The sequence below is a fragment of the Vulcanisaeta distributa JCM 11217 genome, from assembly GCF_001316005.1.
Taxonomy (GTDB): domain Archaea; phylum Thermoproteota; class Thermoprotei; order Thermoproteales; family Thermocladiaceae; genus Vulcanisaeta; species Vulcanisaeta distributa_B.
This window is the reverse complement of record NZ_BBBJ01000004.1, coordinates 150,142-166,979: the sequence shown is the minus strand read 5'-3', so window position 1 is coordinate 166,979 and position 16,838 is coordinate 150,142. Positions and strand designations below refer to the sequence as shown.

Genomic DNA, 16,838 nt, shown 5'->3' with positions numbered 1-16,838 from the left:
AGTAATTCACGTGTATTATCCAACTTAAGGTAAGACCTATGGCTTAACTCCGAATGCTTTTAAAGGACTTGTTTAAGGCACGTTGTTGATATTAATGATTAGGGAGGATGATGTTATATGCACTACGGTTAATGAGGATTTAACATTTAATTTATTTTCAAAGGCTCAATACTTAGTCCTTATTAAGAATGGGGGTCATAATTCATAAGGAGGTTAACCCAGCCTTGAACTCCGTGAATAAGAGGCCAACGGTTGCCAGGAGATGCGTTGAGCTTAATGCAACGGCGGTATTGGCTCCACACGGCTCGCTTTGTTACCCCCCCTCGTACCTAATACTTAGGAGGGCCGGCATTGGCATTTACGTGGTTAGACCTGGTGAGAAATTGGGTAATAACCTCAATGAGTATGATAAGGCCAACGCCTGGGAAGTTGCGTATTCAAGTTTCTTAGCCATTAAGGAGAGGATTATGGAGGTGATTTCCCATGAGTAGTAATATTGATTTTTACGTCGCTTCCCAATACACGTTATTCGGGGTACCTAAGTGTGGCCGTGGTATACCAATACTTGGTATTCCCATGGAGGACACGGTTAGTTTTAGGCCAGGAACCCGATTTGCACCCGACGTTATTAGGGCCTGGAGCCAGTACTTCGAATTCACGCCTACCGAGGACCTGGGCATCGACCCGCTTGAGAAGGCTTGTGATTTAGGTGATCTATCGTTATTGCAGGGCATGGCTGACAGGAATTTGGAAAGGATCGGCTTAGTGGTTAGGGACGCCATTAATACGTGGGGGGGTAGGGTGGTCAATATTGGCGGTGAACACACGCTAAGCCTTGGTGTTGCTAGGGCGGTTAGGGAGTCCCAGGGTTCATACGGCATTTATATACATGTAGATGCGCACTTAGATTCAAGGGAGGAGTGGCCGGTGGGGCAGTCCTTATCGCACGCCACATTTGTAAGGCACCTAATTAATCAGGTTAGGCCTCAGTCACTTGTTTTCCTTGGGTTTAGGTCATATGATAAGGAGGAAATAAATTTCGTGAAAAGTCTCGAGGACTCCACGTTGTTATCGACCAGGGACATAAAGTCCATGGATTACCACGAGCTCAGGCTTTTCATTAGAGGTATAATCGATAGTTACCCTGGACCGATCCACCTTAGTATTGATGTCGATGTTCTCGATCCATCAATAATGCCAGGCGTTGGAAACCCGGAGGTTTTGGGCTTGATTACGGCGAGTTACTAAGGATTATTAAGGCGGTTCTTGACTACGGTGGTTCCAGGGTTAAGGCTATGGATATTGTTGAGTACTCACCGCCTAATGACCCGGGGGGGTTAATGTCGTTACCAACGATTATTAAGTTAATATTAGACGTACTTAATTACCTGTGAAAATTATTTAAATACGCCCAGTAATTATCGCGACGAATGGATCTCGAGAAATTCCTGGAGTTAATGAGCGAGAGCGGATTTTTCTACCCGAGCTTTGAGATTTATAGGGGGGGTAAGGCTGAGGTTGGTGGTTTCTATGATTATGGACCACTCGGTGTCGAGTTGAAGAGGAATATTATTGAGAAGTGGCGTAGGGTCTTCATCTATCCCTACCAGGACTTCATAGTTGAGGTGGAGACGCGATAATAATGCCGAAGATAGTCTTTGAGGCTAGCGGGCATCTCGAGCATTTCACAGATGCAATTGTCGAATGCACGAAGTGTGGCCGTAAGTTTAGGGCTGACCACTTAATAGAGGAGGAGCTCGGTAAGAGGGGTATTTCAATAAAGACTGAGGGTTTAAGTTTAGAGGAGCTTGATGGATTAATTAGGAAGTACAACATTAGATGCCCTGTTTGTGGTGGTGAATTGGGTAGTGTTAGGCCCTTTAACCTATTGTTTCAAACTACGATAGGGCCTTATAGCGATAACGTTGGTTATCTAAGGCCTGAGACTGCCCAGGGAATGTTCGTGTCATTCCCAAAGGTATTCAACCTAGTGGGTAGGAGGTTGCCGCTCGGTATTGCCCAGATTGGTAAGGTTGGTAGGAACGAGATATCGCCTAGGCAGGGCTTAATTAGGCTTAGGGAATTCACCCAGATGGAGATTGAGTTCTTCTTCGACCCGGAAAACGCCAAGTGCCCGTATCTTGATGAGTTGGATGTTAAGTTGAGGATAATACCTGAGAAGGATGTTGCCGCGGGCGTTAAGGAGCCCAGGGAGTTCAGGCCTAGGGAGGCTGTTGAGAGTGGTGTTGTGCCTAATGAGTGGATGGCATTCTTCATGGGCTTGGCCACGATTTACATGAACGAGCTCGGCATACCACTTGATCACCAGTACTTCCTCGCCAAATTACCTGAGGAGAGGGCCCACTATGCGGCGGCGAGCTTTGATCAAATGGTTTATAGTGAGAGGTTCGGCTGGGTTGAGGTTAGCGGGCATGCGTATAGGACGGATTATGACCTCAGCAGGCATGCTCGATATAGCGGTTATGATTTAACCGTCGAAAGAAGGTTAACCACGCCAAAGGAGATTGTCGAGGTTAGGGTTTATCCAAACCCACAGAGGATTAGGGAGGTCTTTGGTAATGAGATGGCTAAGGTCATGCAAGCCATTAGTAAGGCCGACCCAAGGTGGTTAACTAATGAATTAACTAACAAGGGTAAGGTCGTCATTGATGGATATGCCATAACGAGCGATATGGTTTTCATTAAGGAGGAGAGGAGGAAAGTCCATGTTGAGAGGTTTATTCCGCATGATGTTGAGCCATCCTTTGGTGTTGATAGGATCGTCTACGTAACCCTGGAACATGCCTACACGGAGGTTAATGGAAAACCATTACTTAAGTTACCGCCAGATATTGCGCCAATAAAGGCCGTGATACTGCCGATAATTAAGAAGCAGGAATACGTTAGTATTGGTAGGATGATGTTCAGGGAATTATCACTGGCAGGTATTAGGGCTGTTTATGATGATGATGGAACCATAGGCAGTAGGTATGCCAAGTACGACTCCATGGGCGTGCCATTCGCAATAACGATAGATGATAAGACGCCCATCGATAACACAGTAACGATTAGGGATAGGGATACCAAGGCCCAGGTCAGGGTTGGCATAGACGATGTTATTAGGATAATAAATGATGCGGTTTCAAGGAGATTAACAATAGCTGAGATCGCTAGGTCAATGGGTCTTCAATTAATCGTTAGGGAATAAGTGGATAAGTTTAATAAGCCAAGTCTAGCCTGCATTTATCAATGGCGAAGAGGGGGGGTGGTGCGCGTCAAGTAGGTGTTAGTTGGAGATTTCACAAGACGCCTGGCATATTCATAAACAGCCTAGTCCCTGTTGCGGATAACAGTGGCGCCAAGCTTGTCAGAGTCATAGGCATTGTTGGGCATACCGCCAAGCCCGTTCATAGGGAAATACCTGGAGCCTCGGTGGGCGACATGGTCGTTGTCAGCGTTGTTGAGGGTAAGCCTGAGGTTAGGAAACAGATACTTAGAGCCATCGTCATTAGGCAGAGAAGACCGTATAGGAGACCCGATGGTACTTGGATCGCCTTTGAAGATAATGCCGTGGTTATTACTGATGAGAATGGCGCACCAAAGGGTAGTGAAATACATGGCCCGGTGGCCATGGAGGCAGCACTGAGGTGGCCTGGCATCTCAAACCTAGCAACAATAATAATATAAGGAAAAATACTGTCTCTAATAAATTAATGCCTACACTGAAACATCGCATTAAGTCTTCTTTTGTAGCACAACCCTGAGCACGTTAGCCCTCGCCTCCTCAGAAACAACCTCATAATCATACTGCGCAACAAAACCTCTTATAAATGATAGAAGTGCCCTATTACCAATATCGGAAGTCCCGCTAGGCCCAATAGCCATTAACTCAATGATGTTGGGGGGCCTAATTTCTTGATCTCAACATGCCTAACAGCTAATAATCGACTAACCCTTGAGACCGCCTCAAGTAGTTCCTCGAGATTTTCAAATTCCATCCTCACCAGTGCGCCAACCTGGTGGCCGTACTTCTCATAGATATTCCATAATTCATTAACTGCCTTACCCGCCTCTTCCCTAAGGTCGCTCGGTATCTTATCATTATTGGAGAAGCTTATTAACATCGACACTATGTGTGTGCACACCTCTTCGATTAACTTCATGGGCATTGGTATTATATCCATCGAGCTGAGTATTTTGTATAATCGCCAGAAGTAGATTAGGTCTGATGGTTCGAAACCATCCTTAATAAGTTCGGTGGTTAATTTTAAGCCTTCACCGGCTACGTGGAATAATGTTCTACCCCCCCTAGCCTTAGCTACGCGTGAAAGTTCGGTTGCTATGTTCTTAGGAACCATAATCGTAGTTCTAGAGTAGGTCTCCTCACTTCCCTGTCCCTCCTTAGACATAGCACTTCTATTTACATGTATGCATTAGAATACTTATAAGTCTTATTACACGCGATTGAGGTAATTAATGTGGAATAGCTCAAAGGGTTATTGCGCCCTCAAGCCTATACCTCTCTCTAGCCAACTTAAATAGCCTCCTCCAGAGGAAGAGGCTAAGTAGTATTACGTTTATGGCGAGTATTAAGCTCATGGCCTCAAGGCCAACCACGTTACCTATCGCCGTGTAGTAGTCCATTAGGGCGGTGTATCCGTGAACCATGTAAACCTGCCCATTAAGGCCCTGAATGTATTCAGCAACCTCAAGACCTCCCCCCCAGGTGGAACCAACCGTACTTGCCAATCCCGTTATCGTAGCTGGCATAGCACCCGGTATCGCTAACTTCCTAAGTCTCTGCCATGTACTTAACTTGAGGTTCTCAGCTACATCCCAAAGACTTCTGGGTATCGTCTTCATGCCCACGTACATGTTATAAATCACGTACCAGGCAGTGCTCAGGTAGGCCACTAGAAACACTAATAGTTCAAGGGATATATGAAGCCCGAGGGTTATGGCTAAGTACGTGGTAAAGGGAATGGCTATTAATGGCAGGTAAGCAGACACGGGTATTGATGCTAAATCCTCAAGTATTGGTAGTAGTACCGTCTCAACCCTCCTATGAGTTACCATTAAGTAGTTAATGGGGATTGCCGTTAATATTGACGCAATAGTTACCAGGGCGACCCTCAACCAATCAAGCCCAAGGTAATAAAGATAAAGCAACCCGTACTTGTATAAGTTAATCATTATTGGAACCCATGTCGTTTGCCAAGTCCCATAGATTGAATAAGCAATTAAACCAAGAATGAGAATAACCAGCCCAATACCTATGTACCTCTCGGTACTCGTTATTATATTCCTAGGTCTAGGCCTCACAAGTAATCTATGTCTAACGGCGTAGCTCGACGCCCTAACGAATATGGGCATTATGGCATCCTCAACAGCCACAACCCTCCTTAGATACCTCATATTCCTAGCCGCTAATGACCTAACACGACTCGTGATCACAGGCCTCCTAATCCTAGTTCTAGTAACCTCCATAAATGGGTCATAACTATACTTAACAGCCCAGTTAACAAATGGCCTAAGTACGCCGAAGAGAACCACAGTCACCATAACCACCAATATACCAAGCCCAGTAAATGCTGCTGCCCACTCCCCCCTACTTGTCCATGAAGCTATTAATGCGCCTATACCAAAAACGGCGTACTGCGTCGTACCCAGCGTAATCACCTCACTAACCACTATGTAAAATAGGGCATCGGCGAAGCTAACGAGGACATTACCGGCGATCCTGGGCATCGTAATGGGTATATACAGGTACCTAAACCTACCCAGAAGCCTAGGTTTAACATCTCAGCGGCGTCCTCAAGTGATTGCGGCGCTGTTTTAATGGCCTCGTACTCACCAACCCATATATTCCATACAACCGCCGTGAATACCAGGAAGTCCACGGCTAGTTCAGTGCCTATGTAACCACCTATTGACTTAACGAAGAATATCAGGACTATTGGGAAGAACGTAATTACAGGTACAGCCTCAAGTGTTTGGGTGATTGATAGGAATATCCTCTCAAAGAGCCCACTCTTGGCCGCGGCATAACCGAGGAACCAACCAAGCACTATACTCAGCATTATCGTTAATGCGACCCTACCGAATGTGGCGAGTGTTGCTAAGAATGCTATAAGGGCTATGGACCAAATGTCCATAGCCACCGCCTAAACCTTAAGGCTTATTGAAAGTAATGAGTACAGCCTATCTAGGTAATCCTGAAACTCAATATCCCTTGTGTTCCTAGGCCTAGGCAACTTAACCTCAACCTCAGCAATGATACTCGCAGGTCTTCCGCCAAGTATTATCACCTTATCACTCAGTTCCACAACCTCCTCGAGGTTATGGCTGACCATAATTATCGCCTTTACCGTGGACTCCTCATTAAATACCATGTTGTAGATCTCAGCCTTAAACCCTCGGCCGTTATGGCATCGAGATTCGCAAATGGCTCATCCATAAGCAAAACCACCGGCTGCGCCGCCAATGCCCTTGCGATAGCGACTCTCTGCTTCATACCACCACTCAACTCCCTTGGGTAATAATCCTCGAAACCACCAAGGCCAACAAGCTCCAGATACTTCTTAGCGATTTCTCTCCTAACCTCTTTACTAAGGTCCTTCCTATGAAGTAACGCCAACTCCACATTCTCGAGCGCGGTAAGCCACGGGTAAAGGGCGAAGTCCTGAAATATCATTGCGAGTTTAGGCGTTGGCCCCCCCTAACCTCCTCACCCATGAGGAGGACCTTACCACTATCAGGCTTCCTCAAACCAGCTATTATCCTTAGTAATGTGGTTTTTCCAGTACCTGTTGGTGCAACTATTGAAACAAACTCATGAGAATAAACCCTGAAACTTATGTTCTTAAGGACCGGTATAGGACCCTTCTCAGTCTTGTAGCTATAGCTAACATCAATAACCTCAAGGATCGGTTCCTTTACCGTTGCAATTGTCCCACCATGACTGCGAATGAAAATTCACTTAAAAATCTTATTCTGCGGAAATAACCCATTGATTGCTTAATACGTAATTATATGGAACTCTCAATACTTATATTTTCAGTATTAAACTCTCTATAAGATTCCTTGAAATAAGTTCTAGGCATATCACCTAGTCAGTCCTACCAAGCAACTTAACCTCTATTAACCGTATTAAGTGCACCAACCTGAACTTACCAAACATCAAAGTCTCATTAGCAATATCGATTATACGCCTTAAGTCTTCCGCTGGCACTATTAGCTTGCCATTAATAATTATTGGAACCTCAAAACGATCCTCGCCCTGAACCTCAACCACAACACCATCATGGGTCACCGAGTAAATACCGCTATGCTTAAAACCAGCCTCCCTCGCTATTCTTAAAATCCTCAATGCACCATTTAGATCCCGGGCCACGAAATGCATTATCGGTGCCCTAACAAGCAGCCATACATCACCATCACTAATTCCATTAATGACACCGATAATCTCACCGTAAGTGACAGGTCTATGCCATTTAGCGATGAATTTAAAGAGCCCCGAACCCTTTGAGTAACTAAGCCGTGGGGGGGCTTTGGCCAGGGCAATACGGCCACTACAACTACTCGTTGTATAATAATCATTCAGGGACTTATTAAAGGCTAGTAGGAAATCGTAAATGTCAAAATCAACCCTATGCTGGTTCCCCCTCCTCAATTAGTCTCTTAATGAACACTGATTTACGCGCGTCAAAGTTTGTCCTTGTCATCCCGCGCAATACTTCCATCATTAATTAATTTAAAATACTTTATACGATCAGATCACATCGACTTACTATCTTAAAATAGGCGCATTAGGGCGTTATAACGTGATGAGGGCCGGCGTATTAGTTCCAGTAATGGTATCACTAATGATAGGATTACTAATAGGGTATTCAATACCGACGATTCAACATGCTCAACAAGTAACTAAACCGACGGCTCCACAAACCCTAAGCGTTATAACGGCCTCGCTGTATGCACAATTATTTAGGGAGGCAGGTAAGGAGTTGGGTATTAACGTCGTTGTGACCGGCATGGGCTCCGTACAGGCTGCTAGGCAGGTTATCCTAAACCCGGGTGGTTACTCGATTTATGCGAGTATAGACCCGTACATATTAACGTCACTTTTATACCCAAGTAACGTAACGAGTTGGTACATAGCCATTGCCAGTGACCAAATGGTCATTGCCTACTCACCAAACATGCCCAAGCCCCCCCTATTGGGCATAGTAAGCAATTTAACGGCAACTGAGAAGAGAGCATTGAGTGAGGGTAATTATACCGAGGCCATGATAATAACGAGGGAATTCCTAAACCTCATATTCTCTAACGAGACGCTCAACCTAGCCCGTGAGTACGGAGCTTACGCGGTAGGTACATCAAACCCAAACACAGACCCTGAGGGCTATAGGGCATTAATGGTGCTCCAATTAACAGGTATTTACTGGGGGGTTTAGGCAGGAATTACTACATTGACCTATTTAACTACGCAAATAGCACGGGTAATGTGTATGAGGTACTCGCTGGCAGTGAGTTGTTTGGCCCCCCCCTAGAGACAGGTAAGGTTTGGTTCGACATTGCAATTTATAAATCCTCAGCCGAAAGCGCTGGGCTACCCTACTTCCCATTGCCGCCTCAGGTCAACCTGGGCGACCCTGCATATTCGAATTACTATAGTGAGGCTTACGTGATCATAGTGGTCAACGGGCAGAGCCTAGTGGTTAGAGGTGCGCCAATTCAGTTAGCCCTAACAATACCTAACCAGGCACCAAATAAGGTGTTAGCCGAGGAATTAATAATGTACCTAATGACACCAGGCGGTCAAGAATTAATGAGGAGCCTTGGAATTAAGCCATTAACACCGGCAATATTTTATGGAAATGTAAGTGCGGCTCCGCCGCTTATTAGGATACTTGTCAACTCCTCATTGCTTGAGTACGGCGGTTAATGGTGATGGGGGGGTTGGACAACTCAAGGCATGCATTCACACCGTTTATAGTACTCATGTCGTTAATGTTGTTACTACCAATAGCCGTATTGCTATATGAGGGCTCAAACAATTTATTAAGTGCATTCACGAGCACGTTATTCATTTATGGTGCCGTGGTAACATTACTTGGTGCCTCAATAGCAGCCGCATTAACGTTAGCGCTCGGATTACCAACGGCTTATGCCATATCCCGTGAATTAATACCTAAACCCCTCGATAGTATTGTTGGTGGTCTTTTAACGAGTCCATTAACCATACCCCCCCACACAATAGTTGGCTTATCGCTCTTAATACTCGTATCGCCAATCTCGCCAATACCCATAATACGTAAATTACCACTCATGGATACGATATGGGGGGGCTTAGTCGCCGCCTATTTCATAGTCTCGGCACCAATAACCATAGGGGGGGCCCTTAGACAGGTGTTTGATAATCTCGACCCAGTCTATGAGTATGTGGGCCTAACCCTAGGGCTTAGTCAGTGGGGGGGTGTCTTTATGAGGGTTGTTATTCCAATGACGCGTAAGGAGTTAATATCCTCATTCCTACTTGCATGGGGGGGTAGGTCAATCAGCGAGTTTGGCTCAATAGTCATCCTGCTTACTACATAGTTAATCCACCACTGTTTAATTACGTATATCCACTGCCAATATTAATTTGGTATTCATATGAGGTTTATGGCCTACCTTAGCTCTTGGTTATGCATCTGCGTCGTTGATAATCTCCATAATAATTATAGTACTGATTGAATTAATAAGTGGTGGGGGGGTTGCCAGGTTTAAACTTTGGTAATTCACTCACCGGTGAACCTCGGCCTTCTCTTCTCTAGGAAGGCCCTGACACCCTCCTGCGCGTCCTTAGTCGATATTGCCACGCCAAATAATGAGGCCTCATTGCTTAGTGCGCTCCATATTGGAGCTTCATAACCGTAATTAATCGCGTATTTGGCTAGCATGAGCGTTAGTGGCGGCTTTGAGGCTAGTTCCTTAACCCATCTCATAACCTCATACTCAAGGGCATGCTTTGGCACGACCCTGTTGACAATGCCGTACTCAAGAGCCGCCTTAGCGCTTACTTGCTTACCCGTGAGTATCAACTCCTTACTAATGCCCAGGTTAGTCAACCTGGTCAGCCTCTGTGTTCCTCCTGCACCCGGTATTATGCCTAGGTTTATCTCAGGCTGACCCATCAACGCGTCCTCACTCGCCACCCTAATGTCACAGGCCATTGCAATCTCTAAACCGCCACCAAGGGCATAGCCGTTTATCGCAGCTATCACAGGCTTCGTGTAGTACTCAATCTCAAGAGTCATTGAGTGGTAGTGCCTCATCGCCTTAAACATCTGCATTGGCGTTGCGTTCTGGAACTGATTAATATCTGCGCCTGCGCAGAACGCCCTACCACTGCCCGTGATAACCACAACCCTAATCCTTGGATCATCCTCAACACTCCTCAACGCATTGACTATTTCATCAGCCATCCTCGGCGTTAGCACGTTTAACTTATCGGGCTTGTTCAGGATTATCCAGGCGCTCGGTGGGTCAATCCTGAGCATTACCTCGTCGTACTTCCTAAACTCAACCTCGGGGGGGTACTCCCTAAAGCCCCCCCTACCGCTCTTCCTACCCAACCTACCCTCCTTAACATAACTAATCAGTAATGGGTCAGGCTCATACTCCTCCCAACCACTGGCACTCCTAAGCTGTGTTAAGGCGTCGACGATATTGTCAATACCAGCCTCATCGGCGAATTCCGATAATCCCCCCCACGGGTAATTAAGGCCTAGCTTCACGCTCTTGTCAATGTCATCCACGGTAGCCACGCCCTCCCTAACGAGCCATGCCAATTCATTGATTGCGGGTGCCATTAACTTAACTGGGTCAAGCTCAAGTCCCTGCTCGGGCAGTATCCTGGGCTTCACGTACTGCCCAGGCCCTGGATACTTATAGAAGCCTTCACCTGACTTAACACCAAGCTTACCCTTACTCACTAAATCCTCGAGTAATGGGCAGGGATGGGCCTTGAACCCCCTCTCTGTCATCGCCTTAACAATGAAGAGGCTTGTGTCGAGACCTATGTAATCAAGTAGTTCAAATGGCCCCATTGGTAGGCCGAGGACGTTCCTCGCCATGGCGTCCAGGTCAATTATCTTAACACCTTCCTGCGTTACCTCACGACAAGCCTCAAGCATAACCCTAAACAAAACCCTATTAACTATGAACCCTGGTACATCCTTATTAACAACAACAGGCTCCTTATTGAGTATCCTAGTTAACTGAACCGTTATGTTAACCGTCTCGTCACTCGTATATTTACCTCTCGTTATCTCCACGAGTTTCATGAGAGGCGGTGGATTCATGAAGTGCATGCCGATGAACCTCTCCCTACGTGACGTGGCCTCGGAGAGCTCCGTTATCGGTATGGTGCTCGTATTAGACGCGAATATTGCATGGGGTGGTGCATGCTGATCGGCCTCCCTGAATATGTTCTTCTTTAAATCAGCGTTTTCAGGTACGGCCTCGACTAGGAAGTCAATGTCCTTAACGGCATCGGAAACCTTTGTGGTTGTGTGTATCCTAGACATTATTAAATCAACACTCTCCCTCAGTTCACCCCCCCTCCTGCTGAGTCTCTCGAGACTATCCCGAATCCTGTTAAGGGCATTTCTTAATATATCATCGGATATGTCCATGAGGTTTACCTCAAAACCAGCCATTGCAAAGACCTCGGCTATGCCATGACCCATTGTGCCTGCACCTAACACAGCAACCCGTTTGATACCTAAGCTTGACATATTAAGTATGTGATTTTAATTAAGGGTTTATTTAGTATTACCATGCCTCACGTGGCCTCATTGCTCCTTAAGCCTTAGCTTTCCAGCGAATTCCTTACTTACTCTTTCATTCAAATCCTTATCCCAATTCTCATAATCCCAGTAATGAATTACCTCATACTGCTCCTGCCTAGTGATCATCTTATTAAGAAGGTCCTTCTGAGTACCCTTCTCCTTAAGCTCAATCAGTGCATCCCTAACGGCCTTCATGGCGACCCTAAAGGTCGTCACTGGAAATATCACTATCTTATAACCCATCTCCTCAAACTCCTTAGCCGTTATGTAAGGCGTCTTGCCGAACTCCGTCATGTTAGCAAGCAATGGCGCCTTAACCTCCCTAGCAAACCTGGCAAACTCCTCCTTACTCTCTAGGGCCTCAGGGAATATTACGTCCGCCCCAGCCTCAACATATGCCTGAGCCCTCCAAATCGCCTCATCAAGCCGTAAACACCGCGGGCATCAGTCCTAGCAATAATTAAGAAGTTCTCATCCTCCTCGCCTCAACCGCAGCCCTAATCTTCTTAACCATTTCATCGGCAGAAACCACATGCTTACCGCTCAGGTGACCGCACTTCTTGGGTAACTCCTGATCCTCGATTTGAATTGCCGAGGCTCCTATCGACTCGAACTCCCTCACGGTCCTAACTACGTTAAGCGTCTCGCCAAAGCCCGTGTCTGTATCGACAATGACGGGTATGTCGACGGCATCTGTAATGTACTTAGTAAACTTGACTAACTCATCAAGGGTGAATACGCCAAGGTCGGGTAAACCCAGGGAACTACTGAAGGCCGCGCCAGAGACGTAGAGGGCCTCAAAGCCCAGTTGCTGAATCATTAGGGCGACAAAGGCATCGAAAGCCCCCCCTGGCGCAATGACAATGCCGGGCTTTGACAGCCTCTCCCTAAACCAAGCCCTAACCTCCCTGGGATCCCTCTTATTCCTTCTTAATAATACAGCATCCATCATTGCGCTTAATCAATAATCCCTTAATAAGTAATTCCATGATCAGTTAAAACTCAGCTTTATTACCCACCCAACCATTATAATGACGCTGTAATGCGTAGCGTTAGGTCAATATTCGGTAGAAGGGGGCATACGTAGGTTACCGCCGGATCGAGCTAAGGATAGGCTTGAATTAATCATAGACCTATCACGCGCCATAATGAGGAGGGGGGGTGATGTACGTATTACCAATGAATATTTAATCATTAATAACTGGTCATTATTCACCCGCTACCTTATTAATTGCGTCAATGATGATTGTACATTAATGGCTATCAGGGTTGATGAGGGCAGGGAAACACATTGCTGAGCTTCCTGGCCAGGGTTAATAATAGGCTTGAGTCTGAGGGTGTGGGTAGAGTCATAATTGTTGGTGGCTTTGCCGCCGAATTATATAGTGGCGGTATTTACAGGACTGGGGGGGATATCGACGTAATCATTGATTCCAGGGATTCGGAGAGAGCCATGGGCATACTTTATGAGGAGTTGGGCCGTATAAACGCAAGGAGAGAGGGTAGGGTGTGGGTTAGTGATTACTTCGGGGGGGTTTTGGCCCTAGACGTGGTTGGGGGGGTGACCTACGTGGGTAGGGTTAAGATGTTAAGGGTGGGTGATGGGCATGTTTATGTTGAGTCGCCTGAGGATAACGTGGTTACGAGCCTAAACGCCTGTGTTTATTGGTCATCAGACGCTGACTGCGAGAGAGCTGCAGCGGTTCTGGCTACTCAATGGGGGGGTAATGTGGATTGGAATTACTTAATCGATAGGGCGAGGCGTGAGGGTGTTCTTGACAAATTGAATGAAATAAGGAGAACAATAGAGGAGAGATTCAGAAGGTACCAGGAAAAGTGAGAAAAGGAGGAATGCCTTTTACCGCAGGTAGTTGATAAGTCATTAATGGGTAAGCTCAGGAATAGGGTAATACTGGTTACGGGGGGGCTTCCAGGGGGGGCATTGGTAGGGCCATAGCAGGGCAGTTGCTGAGGAGGGGGGGGCCAGGGTAATAATAAACTATAGGTCCTCAGTCAGGGAGGCCGAGGAATTAATGCTCGAATTAAGAAAGAACGGCTTTGACGCAGCCATAGTTAGGGCTGACGTATCCAGAGAGGATGAGGTCAGGTCGATGTTTGAATTAATTAGGAGGGATTACGGAGTACTGCATGGAATAGTCAACAATGCAGGCCATGGCTCCGCAACCATCTGGAATAGGGGATTCCATGAATTAACCTGGAACGATTTTGAGGAGGTAATTAATGTTGATTTGAAGGGCACATTCCTATGCAGTAAATTTGGCGTTGAGTTGATGGGGGATGGCGGTTCCATAGTCAATGTGGCCTCAATAACCGCGAGGACCGGCGATACTGCGGGAATACCCTACCTAATTGCTAAGTCTGGTATAATAGCCCTCACTAAGTCCATGGCCCTCTCACTGGCACCCAGAATTAGGGTGAATGCCGTGGTACTCGGTAGCATCGAGACTGGCTGGGTTAATTGGCTAAGTGGTGATGAGGTTAGGAAATTGATTAGTTACATACCCATGGGCAGGCTTGGTAAGCCTGAGGAGGTGGCTAGGGCCGTGGTCTTTCTACTTAGTGATGACTCCTCATTCATAACCGGACACACGATCGTAATCGATGGTGGTGAGTGCACGGCATGTGACTAAGCACTCCTTTAATAAGTGATCCTGTAAGGTGATGATGAATGCGTAGAGATATCGCATTGCTAATTGCGTCTAGGGCCATTAGAAGCCTGGCCTTTGGTTACTTAACATTTGTAATACCACTGTATCTGAAGTCCATTGGATTCTCGGCAGCGCTCGTTGGCCTTTACTTCCTCGTTGCATCAATATCCTCAGCAGCCCTAGTGCTTGTTTCTGGGTTTCTCGGTGACTTAATAGGTAGGAGGGATGCCCTCATCATAATGTCGAGCCTATTCGTGATTTCCATGGCAATCTTCAGCGTGACGAATAATAAGGCCCTACTTTTCATAACGTCAATACTCGGTACAACCACGGGAAGTGCCGGCGGAGGTGGTGCCGGTGGTGGGCCTGTGTCTCCATTGCAGACATCATTGCTTGCGGACAATACGGAGCCCATGGAGAGGACCAGGGTCTTTAGCCTTACCACGTCAATAGCGCTATTCTCATCGTTAATGGGCTCCCTAATATCCTACACAATACTGAGTATGGGCCTTGGCAACTTGACCCTCTTTAGATTATCCCTCGCATTGAGCGTTATATCAACGGCATTACTCGCCCTAGTCAGGAGGGATAAGCCTCGAATTAAGTATTTAGGTATCAATGAGGTCCTACCCAGGAGGTCCTCAAGGCCAATAACGAGGATCGCCATTGCAGGATCGCTGGGGGGGAGTCTTGGTCTTGGCATGGTGACCCCCCCACTACTGCCATTATGGTTCAGGCTATTTCTTCATGCAAGTGAGGTTGAGATTAACGAGGTATATACGGCGTCTTACGTAGTGTCGATAGTCCTCACGTTGTTGGCTAGGAGGGTCGAGGGCCTAATGGGCCGTGTGAGGGCCATATCACTACTCAGGTCCCTCTCGGTATCCCTATTCATCGTAATGGCATTCATACCGATATTCATTATTGACGCCGCGCTCTACGTAATTAGGGTCGCCCTTTACATGATAACTATACCCCCCCTACGCCAATCACTATCGATGGAATTAATCGATGAGAACGAGAGAGCACGGGGGGGATTATCAATAACCGGACTCGCACGTAGGGTTCCGTATGGCCTGGGCAGTACTATAGCTGGGTTGCTCATGGATTATGCAGAATTCTCGTTATCAATGGTGCTGGGAGGCGCCATAGCGTTGCTCGACCCAATACTTTACTACGTATTCTTTAGGCGCTATGACCGTAGGACTTACCAGGCGGAGAGTGAATAGGTGCTTAGTACATGTGGACTGAGCCCTCTCTGAGTATTTTTGTGAAGGCGTAGTTAGATAGGGCAATGCCAATCACTATGTATGCCAGGGCTAGGATAACCAACGGCCATAGGTAATTAAGTAATTGCGGTATGCCATAGCCACTGAGCATGGCGCCTCTAAGCCCCCGATAACGCCCAGGTCAGGGATAATGAATAACTTATGTACCTAAGCCATGTTGGCAGTACCGAGATGGGAAACACAACACCACCCAATAGGTTTGAGGCAACCGAGGTGAATAGGGCTATGGGATTACCCTGCTTAACGATTAGGACGACGGCACCAGCGATTAGGTTTAGACCGATTATTGATGCCAGGTAGAGTATTAGGAACGTAATCGTGGCAAGCGCATTTACTTTATATGAGATACCGAGACCAAGCCCAATTAGTAAGACCGTGACCGCGCTTATCGAGTTTATCACTAGCCCCCCCACACGGTGTTATACATCATCAGCGCCATGGGCCTCAGTGGCGCTGCCATTAGGTATTCCAGGGTCCCAATGAGCTCCTCATTCCTAATACGACCGGCTAGCGTCGTTACTGATGCTGAGAAGTATCCCTGGAATGCCGTGCCTATGACCATGAATGCCGTGTAGTCTCTAACTGCACTTAACCTTCCAAACCCTAGGGTAACGCCAATGAAGAAGTATATGAATACTGGGATGACCCAGTTAATCATTGTAAGCACAACCTGGGTCTTATACGAAACCCACATCTTCCAACCCCCCCTAATCACGACAAAGCTGTATAGCCTATCAATAATGCCCATCACGATCACCCCCCCCTCCCTCCTCCTCATAACCCTCTCCATTCTCCTGGCATTACCCTCAGCCACCGCAACCTCAACATCTATGTCCATGACCCTAACCCCCCCACCATCATACATGGCTAACCTACTCATCAATTCATTAAATCTATCAATTGTTGTTACTATGACGTACTCATCACCACCAATACTCTCCACATTAAAACCGTTAAGTCCATCCACGGAACCCTTAACAAGGACCTTAACAATCTTAAGAGCGGGCGCCTCATTTAGGATCCTCCTATTTATGTACACGACCATA

19 protein-coding genes and 3 pseudogenes are annotated in these 16,838 nt (G+C 46.7%); 10 read left to right on the top strand and 12 right to left on the bottom strand.

Annotated elements, in window-relative coordinates:
• Positions 1 to 188: 188 nt before the first annotated feature.
• The 4 genes and pseudogenes from JCM11217_RS05785 to JCM11217_RS05770 all read left to right on the top strand — a co-directional run bounded on the left by JCM11217_RS05785 (position 189) and on the right by JCM11217_RS05770 (position 3,687).
• The gene (locus tag JCM11217_RS05785) at positions 189 to 491 is read left to right on the top strand and encodes a hypothetical protein (RefSeq protein WP_243678497.1); all 303 of its coding nucleotides are present in this window, start codon (positions 189 to 191) and stop codon (positions 489 to 491) included.
• Complete coding sequence (locus tag JCM11217_RS05780) at positions 484 to 1,248, top strand: arginase family protein (protein ID WP_243678496.1); 765 nt, start codon at positions 484 to 486, stop codon at positions 1,246 to 1,248. The genes JCM11217_RS05785 and JCM11217_RS05780 overlap by 8 nt, the downstream gene beginning before the upstream one ends.
• Before the next feature lie 182 nt (positions 1,249 to 1,430).
• A pseudogene (glyS, locus tag JCM11217_RS05775) lies at positions 1,431 to 3,208 on the top strand (glycine--tRNA ligase).
• Between the two features lie 41 nt (positions 3,209 to 3,249).
• Positions 3,250 to 3,687, top strand: coding sequence for a 50S ribosomal protein L14 (locus JCM11217_RS05770; RefSeq protein WP_054842340.1), 438 nt, complete (start codon positions 3,250 to 3,252; stop codon positions 3,685 to 3,687).
• A 48-nt stretch (positions 3,688 to 3,735) separates the two neighbouring features.
• On the opposite strand, the gene JCM11217_RS14330 is transcribed toward JCM11217_RS05770, so the two are convergent.
• From JCM11217_RS14330 to JCM11217_RS05750, 7 genes and pseudogenes are all read right to left on the bottom strand, one after another.
• Complete coding sequence (locus tag JCM11217_RS14330) at positions 3,736 to 3,885, bottom strand: hypothetical protein (protein WP_243678495.1); 150 nt, start codon at positions 3,883 to 3,885, stop codon at positions 3,736 to 3,738.
• Positions 3,885 to 4,409, bottom strand: a complete 525-nt coding sequence (locus JCM11217_RS05765; protein ID WP_243678494.1) for a hypothetical protein — start codon at positions 4,407 to 4,409, stop codon at positions 3,885 to 3,887. The genes JCM11217_RS14330 and JCM11217_RS05765 overlap by 1 nt, the downstream gene beginning before the upstream one ends.
• Positions 4,410 to 4,488: 79 nt before the next feature.
• Positions 4,489 to 5,748: an ABC transporter permease subunit gene (locus JCM11217_RS05760; protein WP_243678493.1), complete on the bottom strand. Its 1,260-nt coding sequence runs from the start codon at positions 5,746 to 5,748 to the stop codon at positions 4,489 to 4,491.
• Positions 5,691 to 6,155, bottom strand: a complete 465-nt coding sequence (locus JCM11217_RS14325) for an ABC transporter permease subunit (protein WP_243678522.1) — start codon at positions 6,153 to 6,155, stop codon at positions 5,691 to 5,693. The genes JCM11217_RS05760 and JCM11217_RS14325 overlap by 58 nt, the downstream gene beginning before the upstream one ends.
• Before the next feature lie 9 nt (positions 6,156 to 6,164).
• The gene (locus JCM11217_RS14320; protein WP_243678492.1) at positions 6,165 to 6,392 is read right to left on the bottom strand and encodes a hypothetical protein; all 228 of its coding nucleotides are present in this window, start codon (positions 6,390 to 6,392) and stop codon (positions 6,165 to 6,167) included.
• Positions 6,365 to 6,822, bottom strand: a pseudogene (locus JCM11217_RS14315) (ABC transporter ATP-binding protein). The gene JCM11217_RS14320 and the pseudogene JCM11217_RS14315 overlap by 28 nt, the downstream one beginning before the upstream one ends.
• 286 nt (positions 6,823 to 7,108) lie before the next feature.
• Positions 7,109 to 7,672 (bottom strand): hypothetical protein, encoded by a 564-nt coding sequence (locus JCM11217_RS05750; protein WP_243678491.1) that lies wholly within the window; start codon positions 7,670 to 7,672, stop codon positions 7,109 to 7,111.
• 154 nt (positions 7,673 to 7,826) lie between these two features.
• Between JCM11217_RS05750 and JCM11217_RS14310 the strand changes: the two genes are divergently transcribed.
• From JCM11217_RS14310 to JCM11217_RS05740, 3 genes are read left to right on the top strand one after another with little or no spacing between them, the layout of a single operon-like run.
• A complete protein-coding gene (locus tag JCM11217_RS14310) occupies positions 7,827 to 8,453 on the top strand; it encodes a substrate-binding domain-containing protein (RefSeq protein ID WP_243678521.1) in 627 nt (208 codons plus the stop codon).
• 50 nt (positions 8,454 to 8,503) lie between these two features.
• Entirely contained in the window at positions 8,504 to 8,944 is a 441-nt protein-coding gene (locus JCM11217_RS14305; RefSeq protein ID WP_243678490.1) for a hypothetical protein, read from the top strand.
• Positions 8,945 to 8,949: 5 nt separating this feature from the next.
• Positions 8,950 to 9,597: an ABC transporter permease gene (locus tag JCM11217_RS05740; protein WP_243678489.1), complete on the top strand. Its 648-nt coding sequence runs from the start codon at positions 8,950 to 8,952 to the stop codon at positions 9,595 to 9,597.
• Positions 9,598 to 9,779: 182 nt separating this feature from the next.
• Here the strand turns inward: JCM11217_RS05740 and JCM11217_RS05735 are convergent, their stop codons facing one another.
• Positions 9,780 to 11,780, bottom strand: coding sequence for a 3-hydroxyacyl-CoA dehydrogenase/enoyl-CoA hydratase family protein (locus JCM11217_RS05735; RefSeq protein ID WP_243678488.1), 2,001 nt, complete (start codon positions 11,778 to 11,780; stop codon positions 9,780 to 9,782).
• A 57-nt stretch (positions 11,781 to 11,837) separates the two neighbouring features.
• Positions 11,838 to 12,783 (bottom strand): annotated as a pseudogene (prpB, locus tag JCM11217_RS05730) (methylisocitrate lyase).
• A 342-nt stretch (positions 12,784 to 13,125) separates the two neighbouring features.
• Here prpB and JCM11217_RS05725 point away from each other — a divergent pair.
• From JCM11217_RS05725 to JCM11217_RS05715, 3 genes are all read left to right on the top strand, one after another.
• Positions 13,126 to 13,674 (top strand): nucleotidyltransferase family protein, encoded by a 549-nt coding sequence (locus JCM11217_RS05725; protein WP_243678487.1) that lies wholly within the window; start codon positions 13,126 to 13,128, stop codon positions 13,672 to 13,674.
• A gap of 154 nt (positions 13,675 to 13,828) precedes the next feature.
• Positions 13,829 to 14,485, top strand: a complete 657-nt coding sequence (locus JCM11217_RS05720; protein WP_243678520.1) for an SDR family oxidoreductase — start codon at positions 13,829 to 13,831, stop codon at positions 14,483 to 14,485.
• A 38-nt stretch (positions 14,486 to 14,523) separates the two neighbouring features.
• Positions 14,524 to 15,732, top strand: coding sequence for an MFS transporter (locus tag JCM11217_RS05715; RefSeq protein ID WP_054842339.1), 1,209 nt, complete (start codon positions 14,524 to 14,526; stop codon positions 15,730 to 15,732).
• A gap of 4 nt (positions 15,733 to 15,736) precedes the next feature.
• Here JCM11217_RS05715 and JCM11217_RS14300 read toward each other — a convergent pair whose 3' ends face one another.
• The 3 genes from JCM11217_RS14300 to JCM11217_RS14290 are packed head-to-tail and all read right to left on the bottom strand — an operon-like array spanning position 15,737 to position 16,837.
• On the bottom strand, positions 15,737 to 15,883 hold the full coding sequence (locus JCM11217_RS14300) for a hypothetical protein (protein ID WP_243678486.1): 147 nt from the start codon (positions 15,881 to 15,883) through the stop codon (positions 15,737 to 15,739).
• 7 nt (positions 15,884 to 15,890) lie between these two features.
• Positions 15,891 to 16,193 carry an ABC transporter permease gene (locus JCM11217_RS14295; RefSeq protein ID WP_243678485.1) on the bottom strand — a complete coding sequence of 101 codons (303 nt, stop codon included), beginning with the start codon at positions 16,191 to 16,193 and terminating at the stop codon, positions 15,891 to 15,893.
• Positions 16,193 to 16,837: a hypothetical protein gene (locus JCM11217_RS14290; protein WP_243678484.1), complete on the bottom strand. Its 645-nt coding sequence runs from the start codon at positions 16,835 to 16,837 to the stop codon at positions 16,193 to 16,195. Before JCM11217_RS14290 ends, JCM11217_RS14295 begins: the two co-directional genes overlap by 1 nt.
• Between the last annotated feature and the right edge of the window lies 1 nt (position 16,838).